Annotated in this window: 25 protein-coding genes; 18 read left to right on the forward strand and 7 right to left on the reverse strand. The window is 68.2% G+C overall.

Annotated features, from left to right (window positions below; translation table 11 throughout):
- Positions 1-193 precede the first annotated feature (193 nt).
- Both ACN4JJ_RS10345 and ACN4JJ_RS10350 read left to right on the forward strand, forming a co-directional pair.
- Positions 194-670 carry a cupin domain-containing protein gene (locus tag ACN4JJ_RS10345; RefSeq protein WP_440709826.1) on the forward strand — a complete coding sequence of 159 codons (477 nt, stop codon included), beginning with the start codon at positions 194-196 and terminating at the stop codon, positions 668-670.
- Positions 667-1,395 carry an alpha/beta hydrolase family protein gene (locus ACN4JJ_RS10350; protein ID WP_440709827.1) on the forward strand — a complete coding sequence of 243 codons (729 nt, stop codon included), beginning with the start codon at positions 667-669 and terminating at the stop codon, positions 1,393-1,395. The genes ACN4JJ_RS10345 and ACN4JJ_RS10350 overlap by 4 nt, the downstream gene beginning before the upstream one ends.
- On the opposite strand, the gene ACN4JJ_RS10355 is transcribed toward ACN4JJ_RS10350, so the two are convergent.
- A complete protein-coding gene (locus ACN4JJ_RS10355) occupies positions 1,377-2,237 on the reverse strand; it encodes a CPBP family intramembrane glutamic endopeptidase (protein ID WP_440709828.1) in 861 nt (286 codons plus the stop codon). The two genes, ACN4JJ_RS10350 and ACN4JJ_RS10355, sit on opposite strands and share 19 nt — an antisense overlap.
- A 136-nt stretch (positions 2,238-2,373) precedes the next feature.
- On the opposite strand from ACN4JJ_RS10355, the gene ACN4JJ_RS10360 reads away from it, so the two are divergent.
- Both ACN4JJ_RS10360 and ACN4JJ_RS10365 read left to right on the forward strand, forming a co-directional pair.
- Positions 2,374-3,255, forward strand: a complete 882-nt coding sequence (locus ACN4JJ_RS10360; protein WP_440709829.1) for an alpha/beta fold hydrolase — start codon at positions 2,374-2,376, stop codon at positions 3,253-3,255.
- Positions 3,248-3,820, forward strand: a complete 573-nt coding sequence (locus ACN4JJ_RS10365) for a TetR/AcrR family transcriptional regulator (protein ID WP_440709830.1) — start codon at positions 3,248-3,250, stop codon at positions 3,818-3,820. The genes ACN4JJ_RS10360 and ACN4JJ_RS10365 overlap by 8 nt, the downstream gene beginning before the upstream one ends.
- A 16-nt stretch (positions 3,821-3,836) precedes the next feature.
- Here the strand turns inward: ACN4JJ_RS10365 and ACN4JJ_RS10370 are convergent, their stop codons facing one another.
- Entirely contained in the window at positions 3,837-4,898 is a 1,062-nt protein-coding gene (locus ACN4JJ_RS10370; protein WP_440709831.1) for a YihY/virulence factor BrkB family protein, read from the reverse strand.
- A 298-nt stretch (positions 4,899-5,196) separates the two neighbouring features.
- On the opposite strand from ACN4JJ_RS10370, the gene ACN4JJ_RS10375 reads away from it, so the two are divergent.
- Complete coding sequence (locus ACN4JJ_RS10375) at positions 5,197-6,630, forward strand: helix-turn-helix domain-containing protein (protein WP_440709832.1); 1,434 nt, start codon at positions 5,197-5,199, stop codon at positions 6,628-6,630.
- 9 nt (positions 6,631-6,639) lie between these two features.
- Here ACN4JJ_RS10375 and ACN4JJ_RS10380 read toward each other — a convergent pair whose 3' ends face one another.
- On the reverse strand, positions 6,640-7,857 hold the full coding sequence (locus tag ACN4JJ_RS10380; protein ID WP_440709833.1) for an ROK family protein: 1,218 nt from the start codon (positions 7,855-7,857) through the stop codon (positions 6,640-6,642).
- A 225-nt stretch (positions 7,858-8,082) separates the two neighbouring features.
- Here ACN4JJ_RS10380 and ACN4JJ_RS10385 point away from each other — a divergent pair, with 225 nt between their 5' ends.
- The 10 genes from ACN4JJ_RS10385 (at position 8,083) to ACN4JJ_RS10430 (ending at position 19,467) form a co-directional block, all read left to right on the forward strand.
- Positions 8,083-9,243 carry a substrate-binding domain-containing protein gene (locus ACN4JJ_RS10385; protein ID WP_440709834.1) on the forward strand — a complete coding sequence of 387 codons (1,161 nt, stop codon included), beginning with the start codon at positions 8,083-8,085 and terminating at the stop codon, positions 9,241-9,243.
- A 64-nt stretch (positions 9,244-9,307) separates the two neighbouring features.
- The gene (locus ACN4JJ_RS10390; RefSeq protein ID WP_440709835.1) at positions 9,308-10,195 is read left to right on the forward strand and encodes an alpha/beta fold hydrolase; all 888 of its coding nucleotides are present in this window, start codon (positions 9,308-9,310) and stop codon (positions 10,193-10,195) included.
- Between the two features lie 32 nt (positions 10,196-10,227).
- Positions 10,228-11,046 (forward strand): sugar phosphate isomerase/epimerase family protein, encoded by an 819-nt coding sequence (locus ACN4JJ_RS10395; RefSeq protein ID WP_440709836.1) that lies wholly within the window; start codon positions 10,228-10,230, stop codon positions 11,044-11,046.
- A 54-nt stretch (positions 11,047-11,100) separates the two neighbouring features.
- Positions 11,101-12,261, forward strand: a complete 1,161-nt coding sequence (locus ACN4JJ_RS10400) for a substrate-binding domain-containing protein (protein WP_440709837.1) — start codon at positions 11,101-11,103, stop codon at positions 12,259-12,261.
- 60 nt (positions 12,262-12,321) lie between these two features.
- Positions 12,322-13,890, forward strand: a complete 1,569-nt coding sequence (locus ACN4JJ_RS10405; RefSeq protein WP_440709838.1) for a sugar ABC transporter ATP-binding protein — start codon at positions 12,322-12,324, stop codon at positions 13,888-13,890.
- A complete protein-coding gene (locus ACN4JJ_RS10410; protein WP_440709839.1) occupies positions 13,871-14,839 on the forward strand; it encodes an ABC transporter permease in 969 nt (322 codons plus the stop codon). Before ACN4JJ_RS10405 ends, ACN4JJ_RS10410 begins: the two co-directional genes overlap by 20 nt.
- Before the next feature lie 26 nt (positions 14,840-14,865).
- Complete coding sequence (locus ACN4JJ_RS10415; RefSeq protein WP_440709840.1) at positions 14,866-15,996, forward strand: glycoside hydrolase 5 family protein; 1,131 nt, start codon at positions 14,866-14,868, stop codon at positions 15,994-15,996.
- A 17-nt stretch (positions 15,997-16,013) separates the two neighbouring features.
- The gene (locus tag ACN4JJ_RS10420) at positions 16,014-17,210 is read left to right on the forward strand and encodes a levoglucosan dehydrogenase (protein WP_440709841.1); all 1,197 of its coding nucleotides are present in this window, start codon (positions 16,014-16,016) and stop codon (positions 17,208-17,210) included.
- Positions 17,211-17,290: 80 nt separating this feature from the next.
- A complete protein-coding gene (locus tag ACN4JJ_RS10425; protein ID WP_440709842.1) occupies positions 17,291-18,436 on the forward strand; it encodes a Gfo/Idh/MocA family protein in 1,146 nt (381 codons plus the stop codon).
- Complete coding sequence (locus tag ACN4JJ_RS10430; RefSeq protein ID WP_440709843.1) at positions 18,433-19,467, forward strand: sugar phosphate isomerase/epimerase family protein; 1,035 nt, start codon at positions 18,433-18,435, stop codon at positions 19,465-19,467. Before ACN4JJ_RS10425 ends, ACN4JJ_RS10430 begins: the two co-directional genes overlap by 4 nt.
- Positions 19,468-19,524: 57 nt before the next feature.
- Here the strand turns inward: ACN4JJ_RS10430 and ACN4JJ_RS10435 are convergent, their stop codons facing one another.
- The gene (locus ACN4JJ_RS10435; RefSeq protein WP_440709844.1) at positions 19,525-20,547 is read right to left on the reverse strand and encodes an aldo/keto reductase; all 1,023 of its coding nucleotides are present in this window, start codon (positions 20,545-20,547) and stop codon (positions 19,525-19,527) included.
- Positions 20,548-20,640: 93 nt separating this feature from the next.
- On the opposite strand from ACN4JJ_RS10435, the gene ACN4JJ_RS10440 reads away from it, so the two are divergent.
- Complete coding sequence (locus ACN4JJ_RS10440; protein WP_440709845.1) at positions 20,641-21,207, forward strand: TetR/AcrR family transcriptional regulator; 567 nt, start codon at positions 20,641-20,643, stop codon at positions 21,205-21,207.
- Positions 21,208-21,230: 23 nt separating this feature from the next.
- Here ACN4JJ_RS10440 and ACN4JJ_RS10445 read toward each other — a convergent pair whose 3' ends face one another.
- Both ACN4JJ_RS10445 and ACN4JJ_RS10450 read right to left on the reverse strand, forming a co-directional pair.
- Positions 21,231-21,707, reverse strand: coding sequence for a GNAT family N-acetyltransferase (locus ACN4JJ_RS10445; RefSeq protein ID WP_440709846.1), 477 nt, complete (start codon positions 21,705-21,707; stop codon positions 21,231-21,233).
- 72 nt (positions 21,708-21,779) lie between these two features.
- Positions 21,780-23,021 (reverse strand): chymotrypsin family serine protease, encoded by a 1,242-nt coding sequence (locus ACN4JJ_RS10450; protein ID WP_440709847.1) that lies wholly within the window; start codon positions 23,019-23,021, stop codon positions 21,780-21,782.
- 86 nt (positions 23,022-23,107) lie between these two features.
- Between ACN4JJ_RS10450 and ACN4JJ_RS10455 the strand changes: the two genes are divergently transcribed.
- Together ACN4JJ_RS10455 and ACN4JJ_RS10460 are read left to right on the forward strand one after the other, a co-directional pair.
- On the forward strand, positions 23,108-23,548 hold the full coding sequence (locus ACN4JJ_RS10455; protein WP_440709848.1) for a hypothetical protein: 441 nt from the start codon (positions 23,108-23,110) through the stop codon (positions 23,546-23,548).
- A gap of 113 nt (positions 23,549-23,661) precedes the next feature.
- Entirely contained in the window at positions 23,662-24,165 is a 504-nt protein-coding gene (locus tag ACN4JJ_RS10460; RefSeq protein ID WP_440709849.1) for a TetR/AcrR family transcriptional regulator, read from the forward strand.
- 65 nt (positions 24,166-24,230) lie between these two features.
- Here the strand turns inward: ACN4JJ_RS10460 and ACN4JJ_RS10465 are convergent, their stop codons facing one another.
- On the reverse strand, positions 24,231-26,084 hold the full coding sequence (locus tag ACN4JJ_RS10465; RefSeq protein ID WP_440709850.1) for an alpha/beta hydrolase family protein: 1,854 nt from the start codon (positions 26,082-26,084) through the stop codon (positions 24,231-24,233).
- Positions 26,085-26,191 lie beyond the last annotated feature (107 nt).

Below are 26,191 nucleotides of genomic sequence, written 5' to 3' on the forward strand. Positions count from 1 at the left end.
CCCGCGAGACGGCATCCGTCCGCAGAATTCCGGCCGTTCTTCTGCCGGCTCGAAGAAGCGACCCCGCGCCGACCCTCCCCGGCCACCGCGTTACAGACTCGTGACGAAGAAAAATTTTCCGTGCAATCCTCGGGCGCCTCGGCCACACTGGCTCCACAGCATCACTGCAGCTTCGGATTGAGGGGAAACACGAATGAGCACTGACGAAATCATCCTGGGGGATCTGCCGGCCGGTATCGTGCGGGCCGACGAGGCCTTCGGAGGCCGGGTCTGGAACGTGCTGGGCCATACCTACACGACCAAGATCGAGAGCGCGAACACCTACTCCTGGCTGTCGTTCGACCCCGCGGGCACCGGCGTTCCGCCGCACGTGCACCCCACGCAGGACGAGTTCATCTACGTCTTCGAGGGCGTCTACACGCTCTACCTCGACGGGCAGTGGACCACCGCCGGCCCCGGCGACCTCGTGCAGATGCCCCGCAACCTCCCGCACGCCTACTACAACAAGCAGGAGACGGATGCGAAGTCGCTGTTCTGGGTGAGCCCCGGCGGCAAGCTGGCCAACCTGTTCAGCCTGCTGCACAATGTCACCGACCCCGACGAGGTCGTGCGGCTCTCGGCGGCGAACGGCGTCGACTTCCTCGCGCCGGGCACCGTCGAAGGCGCGTGACGACGAGCACGGAGGGCCCGGCGGCCCCCGACCGCATGCTCCGCTACGGGTCGGACGACGATCAATGGATCGAGCTGACGCATCCGGGCGGGCAGGCGCGGGGAACGCTCGTGCTGATCCACGGCGGATACTGGCGCGCGCCCTTCACGGCCGACCTCATGCGGCCGCTCATCCCCGGGTTCAGCGCCCGGGGGTGGATGGTGGCGACCATCGAGTACCGGCGGGGCCGGGCCGGCTGGGCGGCCACGCACGACGATCTCACCGCGGCGCTGGCGGCGGTGCGGTCGGAGACTCCGGATGCGCGACTGGCGATCGTCGGGCACTCCGTCGGCGGCCAGCTCGCCCTGCTCGGCGGGGAGGAGGGCGACGCGGTCGTGGCCCTGGCGCCCGTCACCGACATCGTGCGCGGCTATCGCGAAGGCATCGGAGACGGGGCTGTGGCCGAGTTCTTCGGCGCCGATCCCGACGCGATCCCGGAGACCTACGCCGACGCCTCCCCCAGAGCGCAGCTGCCCCCGGGCGGCGAGGTGCTGATCGTGCACGGAAGCGACGACGCCCGTGTGCCGGTCACCCATTCCCGCGACTACGTCGAGGCTGCGAAGGCGGCCGGCGCCGACGTGCGCCTGATGGAACTGCCCGAGCTCTCACACCTGGCCGACATCGCCCCCGAGGCCCCGCACTGGCCCCGGGTGCACGAGTGGCTCGATCAGTGGAGGGCGGGTTGACCCGGCCCCAGCCCTGATGCCCGCGCCCGCCGCCGCTCGCTGTCGAGGAAGACGATCAGCAGCACGATCCCCGTGCCGATGACGAGGTAGCTGCTGAACGCGGTGACCAGCGACAGCGGGTTCGAGGTCGGGTACTCACCGTGCAGGGAGATGCTCGGGTCGGTCGAGGCGTGCAGCAGGATCGGCCAGATGAGGTTCCCCGTCACCCGCAGGGCGAGGTACATGATGAGCCCGAAGAAGAAGGTGTAGACCACCTGCAACAGCGTGACGCCCAGCCCTTGATCGCTCGTGAACAGGTTCCCGAAGTGCAATGCCGCGAACACTCCGGCCGAGGCGAGCCCGACCGCGTACTCGGGGTGGCCGGCCTTGCGCATCAGGTTCACGACGAAGCCGCGGGTGACGATCTCCTCGGCGAAGCCCACGAACAGCCCGGTGAACAACCACGAGAACACCAGGGCCGCGCCGGCCTCGGCATAGTCCAGGCTCAGCAGGCTCGACACGTTGATGAGGAGCACCACCGCGATGCCCACCCACATCCATCGCCGCCCGCGGACGGTCTGCGGCGCGAAGAGCTCCCGCAGCCACCCGATGGACAGCGCGAAGAGCACCAGCAGGACGCTCGTGAGCACGATCGGCAGAGCGACCTCGAAGAAGACGTCCGTCGCGCTGCCCTCGGCGCCGCGCACCGCGGTGTCGTCGGGGATCACCGCACCGACGAGCAATCCCACCAGCTGGTACACGCCGTAGTAGACGGCCGCGAGGATCAGCGCCTTCCACCAGCCGCCGCGCTCCCAGAACCGCTTCCAGCCGGATGTCGACGAATGAGATGAATGATCGGTCACAGCTGTCTCCGTTCGGTCCCGTCCCGGGCCGCGTTCGACGCCCCTGAGACGACCCTACGGCCCCTCCTCCCGTCGCGCATCGCGGCCTTACCGCCGGCGCTTGACACCCGTTGGCTAATGGCGTTAGCTTTAGGCTATGAGCATTAGCCAAAAGGAGATCGACATGACCGAGCACCTCACCCTCGACGAGGGAACCATCGCCTACGACCTCGTGGGCGAGGGCCCGCTGGTCGTGCTCGCCCACGGCATGGGCGACAGCCGCCACTCCTACCGCTTCGTGGTTCCGGCACTCGTGGCCGCCGGCTACCGGGTCGCGAACGTCGACCTACGCGGCTGCGGCGACTCGAGCACCGGATGGAGCGGCTACAGCCGCACCGACATCGCCGGCGACCTCGTCGCCCTCGTGCGCCACCTCGGCGGCCCGGCCGTGATCGTCGGCCAGTCGATCAGCGGCGGGGCCGCCACGATCGCCGCCGCCACGGCCCCCGAGCTCGTGGCCGGTCTCGTCGAGCTGGCGCCGTTCACCCGCGCCCAGTCGGTCGACCTGGCCGGCCTGTTCCGCAACAGCGCGCACCGCAAGGGTACGGTGCAGCTGGCGAAGGTGATGATGACCGGCAGCCTGAAGGGCTGGCTCTCCTACCTCGACCTCGCGATCCCCGCGAAGCCCGCCGACTGGAGCGACGAGCGCGCCCGCATCGAGACGATCCTGAGCCGTCCCGAACGGATGCAGGTGCTGCGGTCGATGACGAAGACGAGCCCGGCCGACGCCGGAGCGCACCTGCCGGACGTGCAGTGCCCGGTGCTCGTCGTCGAAGGCGGCAACGACCCCGACTGGGCCGATCCGCGGGCCGAGGGCGAGCGCATCCTCGCCGACCTCCCCGCGGGCCTCGGCCGGCTCGCCGTGATCGAGAGCGCGGGCCACTACCCGCACGCGGAGACGCCCGGTGAGCTCGTCGAGCTGATCCTCCCCTTCCTCACCTCGACGCTCGCGCCCACCACGGGCGGCGACCGTGCCTAGGGCGGGACTGGATGCGGCGACGGTGACGGAGGCCGGCGCCGCCCTGGCCGACGAGATCGGGCTCGACCGCCTCAGCATGAGCGTCGTGGCCGAGCGCCTCGGGGTGAAGCCCCCTTCGCTCTACAAGCACGTCGACAGCCTCGCCACCCTCACCCACCGCATCGCGATCCTCGGCGCCACCGAGGTGGGCGACGAACTCCGCGACGCCCTGCAAGGGGTCTCCGGCCGCGCCGCCCTCACGGCCGCCGCGCAGACGCTCCGCCGCTACGTGAAAGAGCACCCCGGCCGCTACGCCGCCACCACCGGCGCCCGCCCGACCAGCCCCGGCGACCCGCTCGTGCCCGCGCTCGAACGCACCCTCGCTTCGCTCGGAGCCGTGCTGAACGGCTACGAACTCGACCCCGCAGACACGATCCACGCGCTCCGGATGCTGCGGAGCATCCTGCACGGATTCGCCACTCTCGACGCGGCCGACGCCTTCCAGATCGACACGGATGTCGATGAGAGCTTCGCCTGGATGATCGGCTTCATCGACCAGGGCCTGCGCACCCGGGTGGCGGGGTGACCGGCGGGGGCGCCCCTCAGTCGTCCGATCGGCCGGCGCGCTGACGGATCCGGCGACCCTCGTCGACGTCCTTCTGCTCCTTCGCCGCGATCTTGTCGCTCTTCCTCGTGTCGCGCGGGGGCAGCTGGATGTCTTCCTCTGCGGCGATGCCGGCCTGCAGCTGGCGGCCCCGCTCGAGCTCGGCATCGAACTCGGCGCCGAAGAGCAGGGCGTTGTTGACGATCCAGAGCCAGAGCAGGAAGATGACGACGCCCGCGAGCGAGCCGTAGTTCTTGTCGTAGTTCGAGAAGTTCGCGACGTAGAAGCCGAACGCCACGGTCGCGATGGCGAGCAGCACGATCGCGAGCAGGGCGCCGAGACTCATCCACCGGAACTTCGGCTGCTTCGCGTTGGGTGTGGCGTAGTAGAGGATCGCGAGGATCAGCACGATCACCAGGGCGAGCACCGGCCACTTCACGATCGACCAGACCATGGTGACGGTCTCGCCGACGCCGAGGGCGGAACCCACCGCATCCGCGACCGGGCCCGACACCACGAGGATGACGGCGGCGATCACGATCAGCACCAGCGAGATGAGGGTGACGAGCAGCTGTGCGGGCTTGAGCTTCCAGAACGGGCGGCCCTCCTCGATCTCGTAGATGCGGTTCATCGCCCGGCTGAAGGCCGTGACATAGCCGGAGGCCGACCAGATCGCGACCAGCAGACCGCTGACCAGGGCGAAGCCGGCGGCGGGCGACGACGCGAACTGCTCGATGGGGCCGCGGACGATGTCGGCGGTTCCGCCGGGCGCGACGTCGTCGACGATGCCGAGGATGGCGTCGCTGGCCGCCTGGCCCTGACCGATGACGCCGAGCAGAGAGAAGATGGCGATCAGCGCCGGGAACAGGGCGAGCACGGCGTAGTAGGTGAGGCTGGCCGCGATGTCGGTGCACTGATCGGCCGAGAACTCCCGGGCGGTCTTCTTCAGCACGTACCTCCAGGAGCGCTTCTCGAGGTCGGTCGGCCCGTCCGGCTTGCGGGGGTCGTCGGTGTCGGGGGCGTTCTTCCCGGTTCGTGATCGGGAGGTGTCGGTGCTCATCGGAGAGTCCTTCGGTCGTGGTCGATGCGAGCGGGAGTCGGACTGCCCGGGAGCGGCACCGGGCCGCCCGCTGTCAACACTCGGCCCGTTGCGGGTATCGGCCGCCCCCTTGTCTTTTCGCTCAGACGTGACCCACGGCGCGCGGAAGGGCTCGACATCTGCTTTTCGGATGGCCCACACCGGTGTTCACACCAAAAGGCTGCAGAAATTCACGGTTTCTTCTGTTTTTCTGAAGAACCCGGGATGACAGGCTGTCAGCATGCCCCCACAGCGCCTCGGGCCCCTCGATGATGAGGTCATGCTCGATTCCCTCACCATCGGCCGGCGCATCCGCCAGCTCCGTTCCGACCGCGGGCTCACGCTCGACGACCTCGGCGCCGCCATCGGGCGCGCCCCCTCGCAGGTCTCGGTGATCGAGAACGGCAAGCGTGAGCTCAGACTCGGCGAGCTGCAGCGGTTCGCCAGCATCTTCGACGTCACGATCGACCAGCTGCTCTCCTCGGAGCCGCCCACCCGCCGGGCCGCGCTGGAGATCGCGCTGGAGCGGGCGCAGCGCGGACCGCTGTTCGCCTCACTGAACCTGCCCGCCCTGCCGGTGCGCAAGTCGCTCAGCGACGACGCGATCGAGACCATCCTGGGCCTGCACCGCGAGCTGGAGCGCATTCACGGCGAGCGCGCCGCCACCCCCGAGGAGGCCCGGCGCGCCAACACCGAGCTGCGCCGTGCAATGCGCCAGCGCCACAACTACTTCGCCGAGCTCGAGCAGACGGCGGCGTCGCTGCACCGGGCCGTCGGCCACACCGGCGGGCCGCTGTCTCAGCGGGTCGCCTCCGACCTGGCCAGCCACCTCGGGTTCTCGCTGCACTACGTGGGCGACCTCCCCGGTTCCACGCGATCCGTCACCGACCTGAAGAACGGCCGCATCTACGTGCCGCTGGGCCAGTCTCCGGATGCCGACCCGAGGTCGGTGGTGCTGCAGGCACTCTCGTCGCACGTGCTGCGGCACGCCGAACCGCGCGACTACGCCGAGTTCCTGCAGCAGCGGGTGGAGACCAACTACCTCGCCGCGGCCCTGCTGATCCCCGAGGCGGGGGCGGTCGGCATCCTGACCCAGGCGAAGGATGCTCGCGAGCTGTCGGTCGAAGACCTGCGCGACGCGTTCGGCGTGAGCTATGAGACCGCCGCGCACCGCTTCACGAACCTGGCCACCGAGCACCTCGGCATTCCGGTGCACTTCTTGAAGGTGCACGAGTCGGGCACGCTGTCGAAGGCCTACGAGAACGACAGCGTGGCCTTTCCGACGGATGCGCTGGGTTCGGTCGAGGGCCAGACGGTGTGCCGCAACTGGAGCGCGCGGCGGGTGTTCGACGTGGAGGACCGCTTCAGCCCGTACCACCAGTACACCGACAAGCCGACGGGCACCTACTGGTGCACCTCGCGCATCCAGCCCTCCGCGCGCGGGCAGTTCTCGGTGTCGGTGGGCACGGCGTTCGCACACGCGAAGTGGTTCCGGGGGCGCGACACCGCGAACCGGTTCACGTCGACCTGCCCCGACGAGTCGTGCTGCCGGCAGCCGCCCGCCGCGCTCACGGCCCGCTGGAGCGGCCAAGCGCACCCCTCGGCCCGCCTCAACTCCTCGCTGCACGCGGCGATGCCCACCTCGGGCTTCACCGGCGTCGACACCACCGAGGTCTACGAGTTCCTCGACCGCCACGCGCCGGCCGCGCTGTGACGCGGACCGTCACGGAAGGGCGGTGGAACCCTCGGCGCCGGTGCTCTGGCGGTCTTGCAGCACGGCGTTGATCTCGGCGGCCGAGAGCACGTGCTCGATCGCGAGGATCCCCGCGCCCAGGATGCCGGCGTCCGGGCCCGAGCGCGACTGGGCGATCTGGAGATCCCGCGTGGCGAGCGGGCTGGAGTGCGAGTAGACCTCCTCGCGGATACCGGCGAGCAGACTCTCACCCGATTGGGCGAGCTGGCCGCCGACGACGATGATCGAGGGGTTCAGGATGCTGACGCAGGCGTTCAGCATCTCGCCGATGGCCCGTCCCGACTCCCGCACGTGGCGGGCGGCGTCGAGGTTCCCCTGCCGCACGAAGTCGACCACCTCGGCACCGGTGTCGAGCTCGAGACCGTCGTCGCGCAGGGCACGCACGATGGCCGGGGTGCCGGCGAGCGCCTCGAGGCAGCCGGTCTTGCCGCACCGGCAGGCCAGGCCCGCGGCGCGCTGCACGAAGACGTGGCCGACGTCTCCGGCGCCACCTTTCGCGCCCCGGCGGAGCGTGCCGTCGGAGATGATGCCGGCGCCGATACCGGTGGCGGCCTTCACGAAGATGAGGTCGTCGGCATCCGGCCAGCTCAGCGCGCGCTCGCCGAGGGCCATGATGTTCACGTCGTTGTCGACCAAGACCGGCACGTCGAAGCTCTGCCGCAGGTGGGCGGGCACGTCGAAGCCGTCCCAGCCGGGCATGATCGGCGGGCTGGTCGGGCGACCGGTCGCGTGGTCGACCGGTCCCGGCAGACCGACGCCCATGGCGACGACCTCGTCCGCATCCCGCCGCAGCGATGCGAGCAGTGAGGTCGCGAGTTCGACGACCACCTGCAGCACCGGGCGCGGCCCCTGGCTCACCAGCATCGCCACGGAGTCGTCCGCCAGCACGCTCCCGGAGAGATCGCAGATCCCGACGTGGATGTGCGTGGCGCCGACATCCGCCGACACCACCAGGCGGCCCGAGGGATTGAACGCGATCCGCGCCGACGGCCTGCCTCCGGTCGAGACGGCGTCCGAGACCGCGGCGACGAGGTCGAGACCCATCAGGTCGTCGATGCGCGAGATCACGGTCGGCCGGGACAGGCCCGTCATCGACGCGAGTTCGTTGCGCGTCCGCGGGACGCCGTCGCGGAAGATCTGAAAGAAATCTCCCGCGTCGTACACGGCCGAGGCCTTCCACCCACCCATTCGGACCTCTTTTCGCTCCGCGACATCGTAGTCATATGTGGCCTTTGCAGGTCAACGTCATAACCATACAAGCCTATTTAGATCTTTTATTATTTTGCTTGACAAAAGTCCGGAACTGACTGATGCTTCTTCTCGAGCCCGATCCCGCCACCGCGGTACCGACAGAGCAGCGGTTCGAGATCGCTCGCATCCGGTCAATGACGACTTCCCGAGAGGTGCACCACCATGAAACGCTCCGCCGCCATCAGCACGGCCGCCCTGATCTGCATTGCACTGGCGCTCGCCGGATGCACGTCCGACTCCGCGCCGTCCGACTCCGCCGGCTCGACGGGCGACCCGCTCGCGAGCATGACGGCCGCCGACCTGGTTCCGCCCGCGATCGTGGGTCTGGGCCCGGACGGCGTGAAGTCCGGCAGCCTCGACGAGATCGACCTCACCGACGCCGAGGTCGCCCAGGCCAAGCAGGAGAAGTACCGCGTCGGCATCGTCATGCAGACCATGGACATCGAGTGGTCCACCGAACAGGTGCGGGCCATCACCGACCGCCTGGCCGAGTACGACGCCGAGGTCATCGGCGTGGTCGACCCGGCGTTCGACGTGCAGACCCAGATCTCGGGCATCGAGAACATGATCCAGCTGAAGCCGGACGCCATCATCAGCATCCCCGTCGACGACACCGCGACCGCGGAGGCGTACCGCAAGATCGGCGCCGCCGGGATCAAGCTGATCATGATGGACAACGTCCCGAAGGGTCTTCAGTACCCCAGCGACTACCAGGGCATGGTCTCCTCCGACAACCAGGGCAACGGCGCCGTCTGCGCCGAGGCGCTGGCCGAGTACATCCCCGACGGAGGAACGGTCGGCGTGCTCGACTTCGGCGTGGACTTCTTCGTCACCAAGGAGCGGATGAAGGGCTTCGTCGACTGGATGGAGGCCAACCGGCCCGACATCACGATCAAGACCGCCGAGTTCCTCGACGCGGGCAAGTCGGGACAGGACGCCACCGACTTCCTCACGGCCAACCCCGACATCCAGGGCATGTTCACCGAGTGGGAGGTTCCCGCGGTCGCGATCGACCAGGCGCTGCGGTCGCAGGGCAAGGACATCCCGATCACCGCCGTGAACATCGCCTCCGACGTTGCGGCCGACCTGGCCGGCGGCGGCAACATCAAGGCCCTCAGCGCCCAGGTGCCCTACGACCAGGGGCTCGCCGAGGCCGACATGGCCGTCAAGGTGCTGCTCGGCGGCTCCGTGCCCAACTGGCTCGCCTTCCCCGCCGTCCCGGTGCTGCAGAACAACGTGCTGGAGGCGTGGCAGCAGGTCTACCACCAGGACGCCCCGCAGCAGCTCGTCGACATCTGCGACGCCACCGACGGCTGCAACTGACCGGCCGACATCCCCGACAGCTCGACAACCACCGACACCCACTGAGATCAAAGGAGAAACCGACGTGGACATCATCGCCGACCACAACGGAGTGCCCGCCAAGCACGGACGCGCACTCGTCAACGGAGTCCGACTCCACTACTCCGTCGCGGGCGAGGGCGAGCCCCTCTTCCTGCTGCACGGTGTGCCGAAGACCTCGTACCACTGGCGCCGGGTCATCCCCCTCCTCACGCCGTACTACACCGTCATCGCTCCCGACCTGCGCGGTCTCGGCGACTCCGAGCACCCGGCGGGCGGCTTCGACATGAAGAACATGGCCGAAGACATCGCCCAGCTGGCCACCCACCTCGGCTACGAGCAGTTCCACCTCGCCGGCGAGGACTGGGGCGCCTCGACCGCCTACCAGGTGGCGGCCCAGTACCCCGAGCGCGTCAAGAAGCTGATCTACCAGGAGATGATCCTGCCCGGCTTCGGCCTCGAGGACTACTCCTTCCTCACTCGCGAGAACGTGAGCACCTACGTGTGGCTCTGGCACATCAACTTCTACAGCGTGCCCGACTTCCCCGAACTGCTGATCACGGGCCGGGAGAAGGAGTACTTCAACTACTTCATGAAGCACGAGACGCACAACCCGCAGGCGATCACACCGGATGCGCTGGACGAGTACGTGCGCTGCTACTCCTCGCCGGGCGGCCTGCGCAGCATGTTCGAGATCTACCGAGCCACCCTCGACGACGCCGACCAGAACAAGGAGTCGGCCAAGACGAAGCTGACGATGCCGGTGCTGGCCGTCGGCAGCGAGTACTTCATCGGCGACGACAACGAGCGCCAGATGCGCGAGGTCGCCGAAGACGTGCGCGCCGTGATCCTCCCCTGGGGCCACCAGCTGGCCGAAGAGGATCCCGAAGCGCTGGCGTCCGCCTACCTCGACTTCCTGGGCCGCGGGGAATGACACGACGAATGACCGCACAGGAGAGCACCACGATGAAACTGGGATACCCGACCATCACCTGGGGCGGTGTCACCGGCACCCCCGGCGGCGTCACGAGCATCAAGGACCTGTTCTACCGCACCAACGGCGACACCGCGGCGGCGTTCCGCGACATCGCCGAGGTCGGCTACACCGGCACCGAGGTGTTCGACGGCAACCTGCTCGACTTCGAGGAGAACCCGCAGGAGTTCCATTCCCTCCTGCGCTCCTCGGGGCTCGAGCTCGTGAGCGTCTACACCGGTGCGAACTTCATCTTCCCCGACATCCTGGAGGACGAGTTCAGCAAGATCGAGCGCTCGGCCGAGCTCGCGCAGAAGTTCGGCGCGAAGCGGCTCGTGTTCGGGGGCGGAGCCCAGCGCGCCGGTGGTGCCCGGCCGGACGACATCGAACGGCTCGCCGACGGCCTCGACCGGGGCGCCCGGGTGGCGGCCGATCATGGCCTCGAAGCCAGCTACCACCCGCACCTCGGCACGCTCGTCGAGGGTCCGGATGCGCTGGCCGAGCTGATGGAGATCTCCACCATCGCGTTCTGCCCCGACACGGCGCACCTGGCCGCGGGCGGCGCCGATCCGGCGGCGATCATCGATCGCTACGCCGACCGCCTCGCCCACGTGCACCTCAAGGACCTCGACCGGAAGACCCTGCGGTTCCTGCCGCTCGGGGAGGGCGACCTCGACTTCCCCGAGATCCTCCGGGCCATCCGCGACGCCGGGTACGACAGCTGGCTGATGGTCGAGCTCGACTACTACGACGGCGACCCGAAGGATGCCGCGCGCATCAGCCTGGACTACCTCACGACGCTCCTGGCCTGACCCCGAGAGCCACCTCCCCCCTCTGCACCTCCTACCCACAGAAAGCTGAACCCGATGAAACACAGCATGAAAGGCCTGCTGGCCACGACGGCTCTGGCCGCCTCCCTCACCCTCCTCGTCACCGGCTGCACGTCGGAGTCCCCCGCCTCCACGGGCGCCGGTGGCGAGGCGGTCGTCGTCGACGCGGCGGCGATCACCCCCTCGGAGATCGTCGGCCAGGGCAAGAACGGCGAGGTGCCGGTGACGGTCGACGACCTCCAGCTCACCGACGACGAGAAGGCCAAGGTCGCCGCCGGCGACTTCTCCGTGGGCATCTCGATGAACACGATGGACATCGACTGGTCGCGCCTCACGGTGGAGGGCATCCAGGACACCCTCGGCGACCTCGGCGTGAACGTCATCGGCGTGACCGACGCCAAGTTCGACGTGCAGCAGCAGATCTCCGACCTGGAGAACCTGATCACCCAGCGCCCCGACGCGATCATCAGCATCCCCACCGACGACGTGGCGACGGCCGAGACCTACAAGAAGGTCGCCGCCGCCGGCATCAAGCTGATCTTCATCCACATGCCGGCCAACGGCCTGGTCTACCCCACCGACTACCAGGCAGTGATCGCGCCCGACAACCAGGGCAACGGGCAGATCGCCGCTGCGGCCCTCTCCGAGTACATCCCGCAGGACGGCGTGGCCGGCATCGTCGACTACGCGGTGGACTTCTACACCACCAACCAGCGCACGCTGCGGGTGAAGCAGTGGTTCGCCGAGAACCGCCCCGACGTGACCATCAAGGACGTGGGCTTCACCGACACCAACGGCGTCGGATCGGTGACCGCCAACTTCATGACGGCCAACCCCGATGTCGACGGACTGTTCGTGATCTGGGACTCGCCGGCCATGCAGTCGGTGGCATCGCTCCGCAACGCCGGAGTCACCGTCCCGATCACCACGATCGACCTCGGTACCGAGGTGGCCGTCGACATGGCCAGCGGTGGCTACATCAAGGCCGTCGGCGCCCAGGAGCCCTACAGCCAGGGCGTCGCCGAGGCGCTCGCCGCAGCCAAGGCGCTGATCGGGGCCGAGACGCCCGCCTGGGTGGCCCTGCCCTCCGTGGCGGTCACCCCGTCGAACCTGCTCGAGAGCTACCAGTCGATCTTCCACACCGATGCCCCGGCCGAGGTGGTCGCCGCCTGCGACGCCTCGAAGCTCTGCGGCTAGCGTGCGCCGGCATCCGCTCACCGAGACGCACACCCGCACACCGAGAAAGGAGAGGAAGACGTGACCACGGAAACCCGATCGGCACCCCCGCCGGCATCACCGGATGAACCGCTCCTCGTCGCCCGAGGGGTCAGCAAGGCCTTCAACGGGGTCTACGCCCTGAAGGATGTGGACTTCGACCTGCGCGCCGGCGAGGTGCACGCCCTGCTCGGGCCGAACGGCGCCGGCAAGTCGACGCTCATCAAGATTCTCGACGGCGTGCAGCCGCAGGACGAGGGCTCGGTGCAGGTCGACGGTCGCGAGCGACGTTCGTCCGACATCGCCACGGTGTTCCAGGAACTGAGCCTCATCCCCGGCCTCTCCGTGGCGAAGAACATCTTCCTGGGGAACGAGCTGCGCAATGCGCTCGGCCTGGTGAAGACCAAGGAGCAGAACCGGATCGCCTCCGAGCTGATCGAGCGGCTCGGACTGCACCTGTCGCCGGAGGAGACCGTGGAGAACCTCTCCGTCGCCTCCCGCCAGCTGGTGGAGATCGCGAAGGCCGTGCACCGGGATGCGCGGGTGCTGGTGCTGGACGAACCGACCTCGACCCTCACCAAGGGCGACCAGCTGCTTCTGTTCGAGAGCATCCGGGACATCCAGAAGTCGGGCGTGGGCATCATCTACGTCACGCACCGCCTCACCGAGGTGTTCGAGCTGGCGGACCGGGTCACCATCATCCGTGACGGCCAGCGCGTGCTCACCGCCGACGTGGCCGGCATGGAGATGTCGACCCTGGTGCGCGAGATCACCGGCGCCGACGACGACGTGCCGGAGCCCTCGAAGAGGCGCTTCGACGAGTTCGCCCATCCGGAGACGGTCGTCACCGACCGTTCCGGGCCGAAGCTCGACGTCACCGGCCTCAGCGGCGACCGGTTCTCCGACATCAGCATCTCGGCCGGTGCCGGACGCATCGTCGGGATCGCGGGGCTGATCGGATCGGGCCGCACCGAGCTGCTCGAGACGATCGCCGGCGTGCGCAGGAGCACCGCCGGCCGCATCACGCTCGACGGCAAGGTGGTGCGGTTCTCGCATCCGTGGCAGGCCCTGGCGGCCGGCGTCGCCCTGGTGCCCGAAGACCGGCACCGCTCGGGCGTCGTGCTGCAGCAGTCGATCCAGCGCAACCTCTCGCTCGCGCACTACAAGGCCGTGAGCAAGGGCGGGTTCGTCGACAACAGGTCGGCGGTCGCGCTCGTGAAGGGGCTGGTCGACACGCTGCAGATCAAGACGGCGTCGATCACGAGTCCGGTGCAGTCGCTGTCGGGAGGCAACCAGCAGAAGGTCGTCTTCGCGAAGTGGCTGCAGCCCGGCATGCAGGTGCTGCTGCTCGACGAGCCCACGCAGGGAGTCGACGTGCGGGCCCGGCAGGAGATCTACCGGGTCATCCGCCGCTTCGCCGAGGAGGGCTCGGCCATCGTCGTGGTCTCCTCCGACTTCGTCGAGCTGCACGAGCTGTGCGACGAGATCTCGTTCATGACCTCGACCGGGATGAGCGAACCGGAGCCGGTGACCGCGAGCGTCACCGATCAATACATCTATTCCAAACTCAACGAAAGGGTGGTTGCGAGCCATGAGCGCGACAACCAGTAGTGTCAGCCGGCCCAGGTGGCGCGGCCGCTCGGCCGGCGACTTCATCCGGGAGTACTTCGTCTACATCGCGCTCGTCGCGCTGATCGTCTTCTTCTCGATCGCTTCGCCGTACTTCCTGACGCCCGACAACTTCGCCAACATCGGCCGGCAGACCGCCACCGTGTCGATCGTCGCCGTGGGCATGACCTTCGTCATCATCACCGGCCAGATCGACCTCTCGGTGGGCAGCGTCTTCGCGCTCTGCGGGATGGCGGCCGCCATGGTGATGCAGTACGTGTCGAACTTCTGGCTGCTGGGAGCGCTGGCGGCCGTCGCGGTCGGCATCGTCTTCGGCTTCGTGAACGGCTTCATCACGGCGAAACTGGGGGTACCGAGCTTTCTGGTCACCCTGGGGATGCTCGGCGTGGCCCGCGGCATCGCGCTGCTGATCACCGACACCCGTCCGGTGCTCATCTCGAACCCCACCTACTTCCAGGTGTTCGGCGAGAGCCGCATCCTGGGCATCCCGATCGCCGTGGTCTGGACGGTCGCGATCGTCGTGCTCGGCGTCCTGGTACTGCACAAGAGCGTGTTCGGGATGCGCACCTTCGCGACCGGAGGCAACCCCCAGGCGGCCCGGTTCACCGGCGTCAAGACGAAGAAGACGGTCATCATCGGCTTCGTCATCACCGGTGCCCTCGTCGGACTCGCGTCGCTGCTGTTCACCGGCATCGCCCACGCGGCCCGGCCCGACATCGGCAGCGGTCTCGAGCTCGACGTCATCGCGGCGGTGATCCTCGGTGGAGTCAGCCTGTTCGGCGGCCGGGGTACCGTCATCGGCGCCCTGGCGGGATCGTTGATCATCGGCATCATGAACAACGGACTCGTGCTGATGGGCGTCAGCTCGTCGGTGCAGCAGATCATCAAGGGCATCATCATCATCGGTGCCGTCTCGCTGAGCAAGAAGTGACCCCCGTCTTTAAAGGAGAGAACACCATGAGCACCCCCGAATCCGACACCAGCGCCTTCTTCACCGTCCGGCAGAACGAGTCCGGCGCCTGGAGCTTCGTCGACCCGCAGGGCGAGCCCTTCGTGTCGCTGGCCCTCAACCACCTCGACGACAGCGACCTGCGCTACCCGCACAACGTGGAGGTCTTCGAGAAGAAGTACGGCTCCCGCAAGCGCTGGACCGAGGGCGTGGTGCGCGACCTCCGAGACCTCGACTTCAACACCATCGGCTGGACCTGCCAGTACATCAGCGGCGGCTGGGGCGAGGCGCTGGACTGGTTCGGCGACCCCGTCGACTTGGGCCACTCCTCCCCCTGGCCCGATGAGCACCTGCTCGACGCCGGCCTGCCCTACGTGGTGCAGCTGCGGGTGCAGGAGATCGAGGACTGGAACGGGCACCCCGCGTTCCGCGACGTGTACGGCGAGGACTTCCAGAAGTACGCCGACTGGGTCGCCCGCCGGATGGTCTCCGACCACAAGAACAGCCAGAACCTGATCGGCTACTTCCTGGTCGACATCCCCGCCTGGCTCCCCCACGCCGCCGGCCGGTTCTGGCCCGGCTTCGAGGGCCTCTCCCCGGAGGAGCACGACGCGAAGCTGTTCGAGGTGGCCACGCAGTACTACAAGACCGTCACCGAGGCGATCCGCCGCTACGACCCGAACCACCTCATCCTGGGCGACCGCTACAACGGCAACAAGGGCATCCCCGAGGCGGTGCTGCGCGCGATGGTGCCGTTCGTCGACGTGCTGTCGGTGCAGTACTTCACCGGCAAGACCGACGCCGAGTACGCCACGATGATCTCCGACCTGCGCGGCTGGCACGAGCTCACGGGCAAGCCCGTCGTCATCGCCGACATCGGCAACTGGGTTCCCACCGAGCTGAACCCGCACCGCACGAGCGACATGCAGACGCAGGCGGAGCGCGGCGAGGACTACAAGAACGGACTCGCCACCGTGATGGCCGAGCCGTGGATCATCGGCTGGCACTGGTGCGGCTACATCGAGAACCTCGGCCGCGGCTGGGGTATCAAGGACCCCCAGGACGAGTTCTACACCGACATGACCGACCGCATCCGCGAGGCCAACGAGGCCGCGCAGGCGACCGTCACCGAACGCTGAACAGAAAGAGCATCATCATGAGAGAAATCACCGTCGGCCTCATCGGAGGCGGCTTCATGGGCAAGGCGCACTCGCTGGCCTACTCCGGCGTGCCGATGTTCTTCTGGCCCTCCGAGTTCCTGCCCGTGAAGCGCACCATCGCCGAGGCCACGCCCGAGCTCGCCGCGGATGCCGCCACCCGGTTCGGTTTCACCGGATCGACGAGCGACTGGCGCTCGATCGTCGACGACCCCGAGATCGACGTCGTCGACATCGCGACGCCGAACAATCTGCACCCCGAGATGGCGATCGCGGCCCTCCAGGCCGGGAAGCACGTGATCTGCGAGAAACCGCTCGCCCACACCCTCGAAGACGCGGCTCGGATGTATGCCGCCTCGCGGGAATCCGGCTCGGTGAACATGGTCGCCTTCAACTACCGGCGCACGCCGGCGGTGGCGCTGGCCAAGAAGTACATCGAGGAGGGCGCGATCGGCGAGATCCTGAACCTGCGCGGCACCTACCTGCAGGACTGGTCGGCCGATCCCGACTCCCCGCTGTCGTGGCGGTTCAAGAAGTCGGTCGCCGGCTCGGGCGCGGTCGGCGACATCCTGAGCCACGTCATCGATCTTGCCCACTACCTGGTGGGTACGATCAGCGACGTGACGGCGCTGACGAAGACCTACATCGCCGAACGGCCGGCGCAGTCGGGCGGATCGGACTCGCTCGGGGCGTCGCGCAGTGCCGGCGCTCCGAAGGAGGCCGTCGACGTCGACGACGAGGTGCTCACGATGGTGAAGTTCGCCAACGGCGCGGTCGGGTCGCTCGAGGCCACCCGCAACGCGTGGGGCCGCAACAACTTCATCACGCTCGAGATCCACGGCACCGAGGGCTCGATCTACTTCAACTACGAGAACCGCGACGAGCTGCAGGTGTGCTTCCGCTCCGACGGCGACGACCGGCGAGGCTTCCGCACGGTGTACACCGGACCGAACCACCCCAACGGCTCGGCCCTGTGGCCCATCCCGGCCTTGGGCATCGGGTACGGCGAGACGAAGATCATCGAGGCGCACGACTTCTTCACCGCCATCGCGGAGGGAGGCTCCGTGCGACCCGACTTCGGTGACGGCTATCAGGTCGCGCTCGTCGAAGACGCCATCCTGCGCAGTGCCGAGACCGGCGCCTGGACGCCGGTGCCGCAGCTCGACCGGGCCAGCGGCACCCTCCAAGGCGAGTAGCCGCCCGCACGGCGCCCGACCGGGGTTCCCACACCACGCGGGAACCCCGGCCCCATCCATCGAAGAGAAGGCAGCAACACGTGAGCACCCCCTTGAGAGCCGGCATCGTCGGTGGCGGCTTCATGGCCGAGGTCCACGCCCGCGCGGTGCGCGCCGCCGGCCACGAGGTGCGCGGCATCGTGAGTTCCTCCGCTGCCAGCACGGATCGCGCCGCCGAGCGGCTGAGTGTCCCGATCCGGTTCGCCTCCGCGGCGGAATTGATCGAGTCCGACCAGATCGACGTCGTGCACATCTGCACCCCGAACAACCTCCACCTCGCCCAGGCCGGCGCCGCCATCGAGGCGGCCAAGGCGGTGGTCTGCGAGAAGCCGCTGGCTACGACGGCGGCGGATGCGCGCACCCTCCACGACGCCGCGGAGCGGGCCCGCATCTCGACGGCGGTCCCTTTCGTCTACCGGTACTACCCGGCGATCCACGAGATCCGGGAGCGGATCCGGGCGGGCGACGCCGGTGAGCTCCTCCTCATCCACGGCTCGTACCTGCAGGACTGGCTGGCCGCCCGCACCGCCACCAACTGGCGGGTCAGTTCGCAGGATGGCGGCCCGTCGCGGGCGTTCGCCGACATCGGCGTGCACTGGTGCGACCTCATGGAGTTCGTGACCGGGCACCGCATCACGCGCGTCAGCGCCCGGCTCATCACCTCGTACAGCCGGCGGGGCGGATCGGATCGCCCGGTCGGCAACGAGGACGCCTCGCTGGTGATGTTCGAGACCGATCGGGGCGCCGCCGGATCGCTGACGCTCAGCCAGATCTCCCAGGGCCGCAAGAACCGCCTGTGGTTCTCGTTCGACGGCACGGAGGGCTCCTACGAGTTCAACCAGGAAGACCCGAACTCCTTCTGGGTGGGCGGGCTCGACCGGAACAGCACGATCACCAGCGGCAGCACGGGGATGCGGGGCGCCGCCAGCCAGCGCCTGTCCCTGCTTCCCGCCGGCCATCCGCAGGGCTACCAGGATGCGTTCAACGCCTTCATGACGGATGCCTACGAAGCCGCGCAGGGCGCCTCGCCCCAGGGCCTCCCGACCTTCGCCGACGGCTACCGGGCCGCCTCACTGACCGATGCCGTGATCCAATCGTCTGTGACAGAACGGTGGGTGACCGTCACCTCCCCCGACACCGCGGCGGGCGCGACCGGTTTCGCACGAATTGCTGAGGAGCGACCATGATGACGACAGCGGACACGTCGCACGATTCGACACCGGTCACCCTGTTCACCGGGCAGTGGGCGGATCTCCCCTTCGAGGAGGTGGCGCGGCTGGCGGCGGACTGGGGCTACGACGGGCTGGAGATCGCGGCATCCGGAGACCACCTCGACCTGAAGCGGGCGGATGAAGACCCCGGCTACCTGCAGAGCCGCCTGGACGTGCTCGAGCACCACCGGCTGAGGGTCTGGGCCATCTCCAACCACCTCACCGGTCAGGCGGTCTGCGACGACCCGATCGACTTCAGGCACAAGGCGATCCTGCGCCCCTACACCTGGGGCGACGGCGAGGCGGAGGGTGTGCGGCAGCGCGCGGCGGAGGACATGAAGCGCGCGGCGCGGGTGGCCCGCCGGCTCGGGGCCGAGACGGTCGTCGGGTTCACCGGCTCGAAGATCTGGCCCTACGTGGCGCAGTTCCCGCCCGTGCCGGCCTCGGTCATCGACGAGGGCTACCAGGACTTCGCCGACCGCTGGAACCCGATCCTCGACGTCTTCGACGACGAGGGCGTGCGGTTCGCGCACGAGGTGCACCCCTCGGAGATCGCCTACGACTACTGGACGAGTGTGCGCACGCTCGAGGCGATCGGCCACCGCGCGGCCTTCGGCTTCAACTGGGACCCCTCGCACATGATGTGGCAGGGCATCGACAGCGTCGGCTTCATCTCCGACTTCCGCGACCGCATCTACCACGTGGACTGCAAGGACACCCGGCTGCGCCCCGCCAACGGCCGCTCGGGCGTGCTCGGATCGCACCTGGCCTGGGGCGACCCGCGGCGCGGCTGGGACTTCGTGTCGACCGGCCGCGGCGACGTGCCGTGGGAGGACGCGTTCCGTGCGCTGCGCTCCGTCGGCTACGCCGGCCCCATCTCGATCGAGTGGGAGGACGCCGGCATGGACCGGCTGCACGGAGCCCCCGAGGCGCTCGAGTTCGTGCGCTCTCTGCTCTGGGCGGCCCCGCAGGCCTCGTTCGACGCCGCGTTCTCGCAGCAGGACTGACCCCGCCCGAGCCGCCCGGCCCGGCCCGGCCCCCGGCCCGGCCCGGCCCCCGGCTCGCTACCGCGCCGAGCGGGCCGAGTCGGGGCGGCGACGGGACGCGGCATCCGCCACCTCGGGCCCGCGGTACACCATGTCCATCGCGCCGATGCTCTCACCGGGCGGCACGATGGCGTCGATGCGGTCGAGAATCTCGTCGGAGAGCGAGACGTCGGCGCCGGCGAGGGTGTCTTCGAGCTGCTCCATCGTGCGCGGCCCCGCGATCGCCGAGGTGACGCCCGGATGCGCGATCGTGAACGCCATCGCCAGGTGGGTGAGCGGGATGCCCACCTCCTGCGACAGCGCGATGAGCTCTTCGATCACCGCGAGCCGCCGCTCGTCGCGGAAGTGCCGCATGCCGGTGCCCGCCCGGAAGTTGTCGTTCGCCTGGCCCGCGCGGTACTTGCCCGAGAGCGCCCCGCCGGCCAGAGGGCTGTAGACGAGCGTGCCCATGCCGTACCGCTGGGCGACCGGCAGGATCTCGCGCTCGATCTCGCGGTCGAGGATGGAGTAGTTCGGCTGCTCGGTGCGGAACCGCTCGAAGCCGCGTCGCTCCGACATCCACTGGGCCTCGACGATCTCGGAGCCCCGCATCGACGACGTGCCGATGGCGAGCACCTTGCCCTCGCGCACGAGATCGGTGAGCACCGAGAGCGTCTCGTCGATGTCGGTCTCCGGATCGGGGCGGTGCAGCTGGTAGAGGTCGATGCGGTCGGTGCGCAGGTTGCGCAGGGAGCGTTCGACCGCCTGGCGGATCCACCGGCGCGAGGCGCCGCGGTGGTTCACGTCGTCGTCGACGGGACCCCAGAACTTGGTGGCGAGCACGACCTCGTCGCGCCGGCCGGCGAGCGCCTCACCGACCACCTCCTCCGAGTCTCCGTAGCGATCGGCGGTGTCGATGAAGTTGATGCCGCCGTCGAGCGCGCGATGGATGATCCGTACGCCCTCCTGGCGGTCGGGGTTGCCGAACGTGCCGAGCATCATGGCGCCCAGCGCGAAGGGCGTGACCTTGATTCCGGTGCGGCCGAGGGGGCGATACTGCATGGGGTCCTCCTGTAGGATCGAATACGGAACAACGTTCCGCTATCTCTCGTCCACTATACGGAACATTGTTCCGCTTAAGCAAGGGGCCCTGCCGTGACGTCATCGGAAGCGCCGCGCAAGGTGCGGGCGGATGCGCGCCAGAACCTCGACACCCTGCTGGTCGCGGCCCGCACCGTGTTCGCCCGCTCGGGAGTGGATGCGCCGGCCCGCGACATCGCGGCCGAGGCGGGCGTCGGCGTCGGCACGCTCTACCGGCACTTCCCGAACCGTGCGGAGCTCGTGGCGGCCGTCTTCACGACGGAGATCGACGCCACCGCCGCCGCCGCGGCCGAGCTGCTGGCCGAGCATCCGCCGGGCGAAGCCCTCGACCTCTGGATCACGCGGTTCACCCGCTTCGTCGCCACCAAGCAGGGACTGTCCGCCGCGCTGCGCTCGGGCGATCCGGCGTTCGACGCCCTGCCCGCGCACTTCACCGGCAAACTGGGCCCCGCCATCACATCACTGCTCGATGCGGCGGCGGCGGCCGGCGACGTGCGCCCCGGCGTCGACCCGCTCGAACTCCTCCAGGCCGTCGGCGACCTCAGCCACCGCGCCCCCTCCCCCGACGGATCCCCGAACCCGATGGTGCGCCTGCTCCTCGACGGCCTCCACCTCCGCTGACGCAGCGGCGCCCCGCGCGGGCGTCACTCCAGGTGGAGCTGCTTGGCGAAATAGACGCGCGCGTAGCCGTCGACCGTGCCGCGGTGCGTCTCGACGTACCCGCGGCGTGGATAGAAGGCCAGGTTCTCGACCATCGCTTCGTTCGTGTAGAGGCGCACCCACTGCTTCCCTCGTTTGACCGCGAGGCGTTCCGCCTGCGCGAGGAGCGCGGAGCCCAGCCCCGACCCCTGCGCCTGGGGACTGACGGCGATGTTCTCCACCAGCAGTCCGTCGGCCTCGAGGCTGAAGACGAGCATCCCGTCGACCCGCGATTCGCGCCAGACGAGGATCGCCGTGCCGGATGAGGCGATCTGCTCGTAGTCGCTGGTCATCGGTGCAGGCTCGCGCCCGATCCGATCGACGTAGGTGCTGTAGGCGAGTCGGGCGAGTTGGCGCATCACGGGGGCGTCCCTCCGGCGCGCCCGGGTGAACATCCACGTCTGGCCGGAATCCACAGTCACCCCGGTAGCTGACCACGCCCGCCCGCATTCTGCAAAACGACACCCGTCGGTGAGCCCGTCCGCCGAGCGGCATCAGTCGACGAAGGCGGTGACATATGCGAAGTTGTGGAGCGCCGACGAGGCGGTCCAGAACGAGTAATCAGAGTTGAATCCCGAGGTGTAGCCGAGCACTTGGCCACCGGTTCCGAAGTTGGGGCCGCCACTGTCCCCGTGATCCACGTGGCTTCCACCGTCGCGGACGAGGTTTCGGTATGTGCCGTCAGCAGGGCCGTAGTTCACAACGGTGTTCAGACCGACTACCGTCGAGCAACTCGTCTTGGTCTTAATGCCGAATGTACAGTGACCGAGTCCGATGTACGGTCCCACAATCCCCCGCGCGGTCAGAACCAACAGGGTGGTTTGTCGGAACATCGGCAGTGGCGTACCTCCGGCGGTCCAGCCCCACTGCGCGTCACCATAGGTTCGGTCAAGGCTTCCTCCCCAACCGAAGGCCACTCCCATGTAGGTGAAGGTGGCCTTCGGCACCGGGCAGTGATTTGCTGTCGAGATACCGAACGTCGAACCATTACGAACGACGAAGCCTGCGGTGCAGCCGTAGAAGCCTCCTTCCCCTCCGAAGTACGCCGGTTCAGCTCGAGATGCATCGTCGCCGAACTCGAGGTTGATCGCCTGGCCCGCCGCCAACCCCGTCACGTGCTGCAGCACGCCCGCATCTGGTCGAGGACCCTCGACCGTCAGGCTGTACGTTCTCGTGAGCGGATCGTAGCTTCCGACTGATGTGCGATCCGAATCGGCGGTCAACGCCTCCTGCATCTCCTCGACGATCGCCATGGCCTCCCACCGGTCTGGCCCCTCGCTCGCAACGACTACGTCAATAGGAAACGGAGCCGTTTCGATCATGTGGCGCACGGCCTCCGGAGGTTCGCTCGCCAGCACGATCTGCGCGTTCGGATACGAGGTGGAGCGCCACTCGCTTTGGATGTACAGATCGGGAAAATCGCCTTCCAACGTTGCGGCAAGCGCGCCCAGCTCCGAACCGGCCTGATCGTCCGCTCGAACCCTTTCGACTGATACGCCACGCTCCTGAGCCCTGCTCTGATCGAAGGCCGCGACGACAGCCTGGTCGATCCCGGAGTCATCGGTGGTTGGCATGGCAGCGTCTTCGCCTGGAGCACCATCTGGTGGAACATCCGAGACGGTACCCGCCGGCTGGACAGCACCCGCCGAAGACGAGAAGCCGAGCGTCAGCACGACACAGGCGGTCACCGATCCTGAAATCATCACCAGCAGCGACCGGCTTGCAGCTCTCGACACGAGTCCTCCTTGTGAGATAGCTATCGAGGTCACCCTATTCTTTTAATGAGAATATGTCATTAATAGGCGATGATTGAGATCGGCATGTGGATGACGTCGGCGCAGATCGGGAGAACATGAGTGGACGACGCGTAGTGGGGGTCGCCTTCGCGATGTCGATCGTGGCGGGACTGAGCGCTTGCGTGGGGTCGGGCACGCCGCCTCTGTCAGCACGCCAGACGGGTGACTCAAGCTGGAGCTACAGCGAGCCCTCGGGGGACGCGGAGCGCGGTGCCGTGTGGAGCGTCGATGGCAGCCGGCTGATCCTGACCTGGTCGTCGGATGGGTGCGGTCCGCGCTTGGACCCGATCTCGGTCGCCTCACCCACCGAGCTCGTGGTGACGATCCCGCCCACAGACAGGGCATGTACCGCAAAGGACGTGCCTTACATCGCGCAGGTCGCGACGCCCGAAGGCGTCGACCAGACCAAGCCGGTCGAGCTGGAGCTTCCCGACGAATCGCTCCTGATTCCTCCGCTTACGAACTGACCACGCCGAGTTCCACCGGCCCTTCCGGCCGGCGGTCCCAGGACGCGCTCCTCGCCCGGCGGCGCGACTGGAAACAGGGGTTGCCGAAGTCGCATGCAGTAGCGTCATGGTCTATGAGCAGCAAGGCCGACATCCGGCGTTCCGACGCGACCCGGGAGGCGCTCTCCCACTTCGCTCGCGGCGGCTTCGACGGCACGCCCGTCAGCGTGGTCTCCACCGCTCTCGGCGTCTCGCAGCCCTACCTGTTCAAGCTCTTCGGCAGCAAACTCGACCTGTTCATCGCCTGCGTGGAGTACTGCTACGACTCCATCGAAGCGGATGCGCGCGGCCGGCTGGATCAGGCGGCGGCCGAAGGGCGAACCGGCTCCCTCGACGACATCGGCGAGGCCTTCCGCAACACGATCACCGAGGCCGACCTGCTGCGCTTCCAGCTCCAGGCCTGGGCGGCATCCGCAACCCACGAGCGCATCCGCGAGGTGGTCGCCCGCCGACTGCACCGCTCGCTCGAACTGAGCGGCGAGCTGACCGGGGCGAGTGCCGACGACGTGAACGCGATGTTCGCGCGCGGCACCCGCCTGGTCGTCACGACGGCGCTGGGCCTCGACCTGCTGAGCTGAGCTGAGCGGCGGACAGCGGCACGCGGCACGTGCCGTCCGCCACCCGCCGCCCCGCCCGCATCCTGTTACTGAGTGACCGTGAGCGTGTTCGTCACCGAGACCAGGCTCACCGTGGCGGCCATGATGAACCCGCCGAGGTACGGGTTGTTCGTCACCCGGTAGAGCTTGCGCGCCACCACGGCGGCCACCGCGAGGATGACGATCACCGGGAACAGCCAGATGCTGTAGATGCCGCCGAACCCGGGCACGAGCTCGCCGCTGCTGAAGAACACCGTGTACTGCACCACGACCAGCACGATCGGCGCCAGCGCGTTGAACAGCGCGAGCACGGCCGTGTTGATCCACTCGCGCCCGCCGAGCGTGAAGCGGTTGAACACGTTCACCGCGATCGAGTTGGCGAAGAAGTAGAGCAGGAAGAACGGCAGCACGAGCAGCGCCAGCGGGATCTTGTCGGGCGTGAACCACTTGATCGCGATCACCCAGAGCCGGAAGTCGCTGGTGAAGAAGTAGTCGACCACGGCGACGATCCCGAACGCAGCGACCACCACGACGAGCCCGAGCAGGATCGCCTGGAAGAACTTCTTCCAGCCCGGCAGCATGCCGCCGGCGCGAAGATCGAGCCCGGCCTTCCGACCGATGGCGAAGTACGACACCAGCATGATCAGCAGTGCGGCCCCGCCGTTGATGGCGGCCCAGAGCGCGATGAAGAACACCGCTCCCTGCGGGAACAGCGAGGGGACCGCGTTGAACGCGAGACCGGCGATGGTGTCGTTCTGCGACAGTGCCACGTACGTGACCCCCGAGACCACCGCGGAGACGGCCATCGACGCCCAGAACCACACCAGGCCCTTGCGGGTCTGCGGACGCGCGGGCTCGATCTCGGCGCGGCGGAGCCCCGCGAAAGCCCGGGTGAACAGGAGGGCCCGAGCGAAGGCGACCAGGAAGATCCCGAAGCCGACGAGTCCGAGCGCGTTGAAGAACTCCTTCCACTGCCACACCTGGGCACCCGCGTCGATCGGATTCGGAGCGCCGAGGGTGTGGTCGAAGTAGTCCACCACGTCGCTCACGGTCTGCTTCGAGAACGGGCCCCACGGATGCGTCTGGGCGGGGGTGTACAGGATGCGCTCGGCCTCGGTTCCGTCGACGGTGTCGGTGTAGAACTCCCCGGCCTGGCGATCCTCGGTCGTCCCCTCGGCGGGGTCGGCGCCGAAGTTCAGGAAGGACTGCGCGTTGGGCGTGCTAACGAAGTCCCGCGGCGCGGTGAGGGCGACACCGTCGGCGTCGTAGCTGCGGAAGAAGAACTCGTCGTACTGGTCGGCTACGAGCCCCACGTCACGGCTGCCGTAGATGTTCGTGTACGCGCCGTCGGCATCCGCATAGAAGGCCTCGTTGTCGACGAGCAGCACCGAGGAGATGAGCGGGGTATCGGCGGCGTTGTCGGCCACGACGCTGTAGTTCGCCGCGCGCGCCCCGTTGGAGTGGCCGGTGATGCCGATCCGTGAGGTGTCGACGTAGGGCAGGTCGGCGACGAGTTTGACCGCGTCGTACATGCCGGTGCCGTTCACGGGGATGTCGGCATTGGCGAGCGGCTCGGAGTTGCCGTGACCGTACATGTCGATCGACACGACGACGTACCCGCGCCGGGCGAGCTCGACGTAGTTCGCGTCCTGCATCTCGCGGTTGTTCCACCAGCCGTGGCTCACCACGATGGCGGGCGCCTTGTTCTCGTCGGTGGCGGTGTCGGGCTTGAACAGCAGTGCGCTCAGGGTCTCGCCCGAGGAGGTCTCCCAGCGCATGTCCTTCACCGCCACGTGGCCGCCGGCCGTCTGGACGAGGGATGAACCGAGGGCCGAGAGCAGGCAGAGCGCGAGCGCCACCGCCAACCAGATCGCGTTGCGACGCGGAGTCATGTGCTTCATTGCATTCCTTCGTTAGTGACTGGTCGCTAAATTATCCGATCCCCGAAACGCCCGCCCTCTCCTGGACGTGATCTGCACATATGTTCACGGTTCGCCCGGGCCGGGGC

Origin of the sequence: Herbiconiux dendrobii (assembly GCF_052048175.1) — a bacterium.
In the GTDB taxonomy this organism is placed as follows: Bacteria; Actinomycetota; Actinomycetes; order Actinomycetales; family Microbacteriaceae; genus Herbiconiux.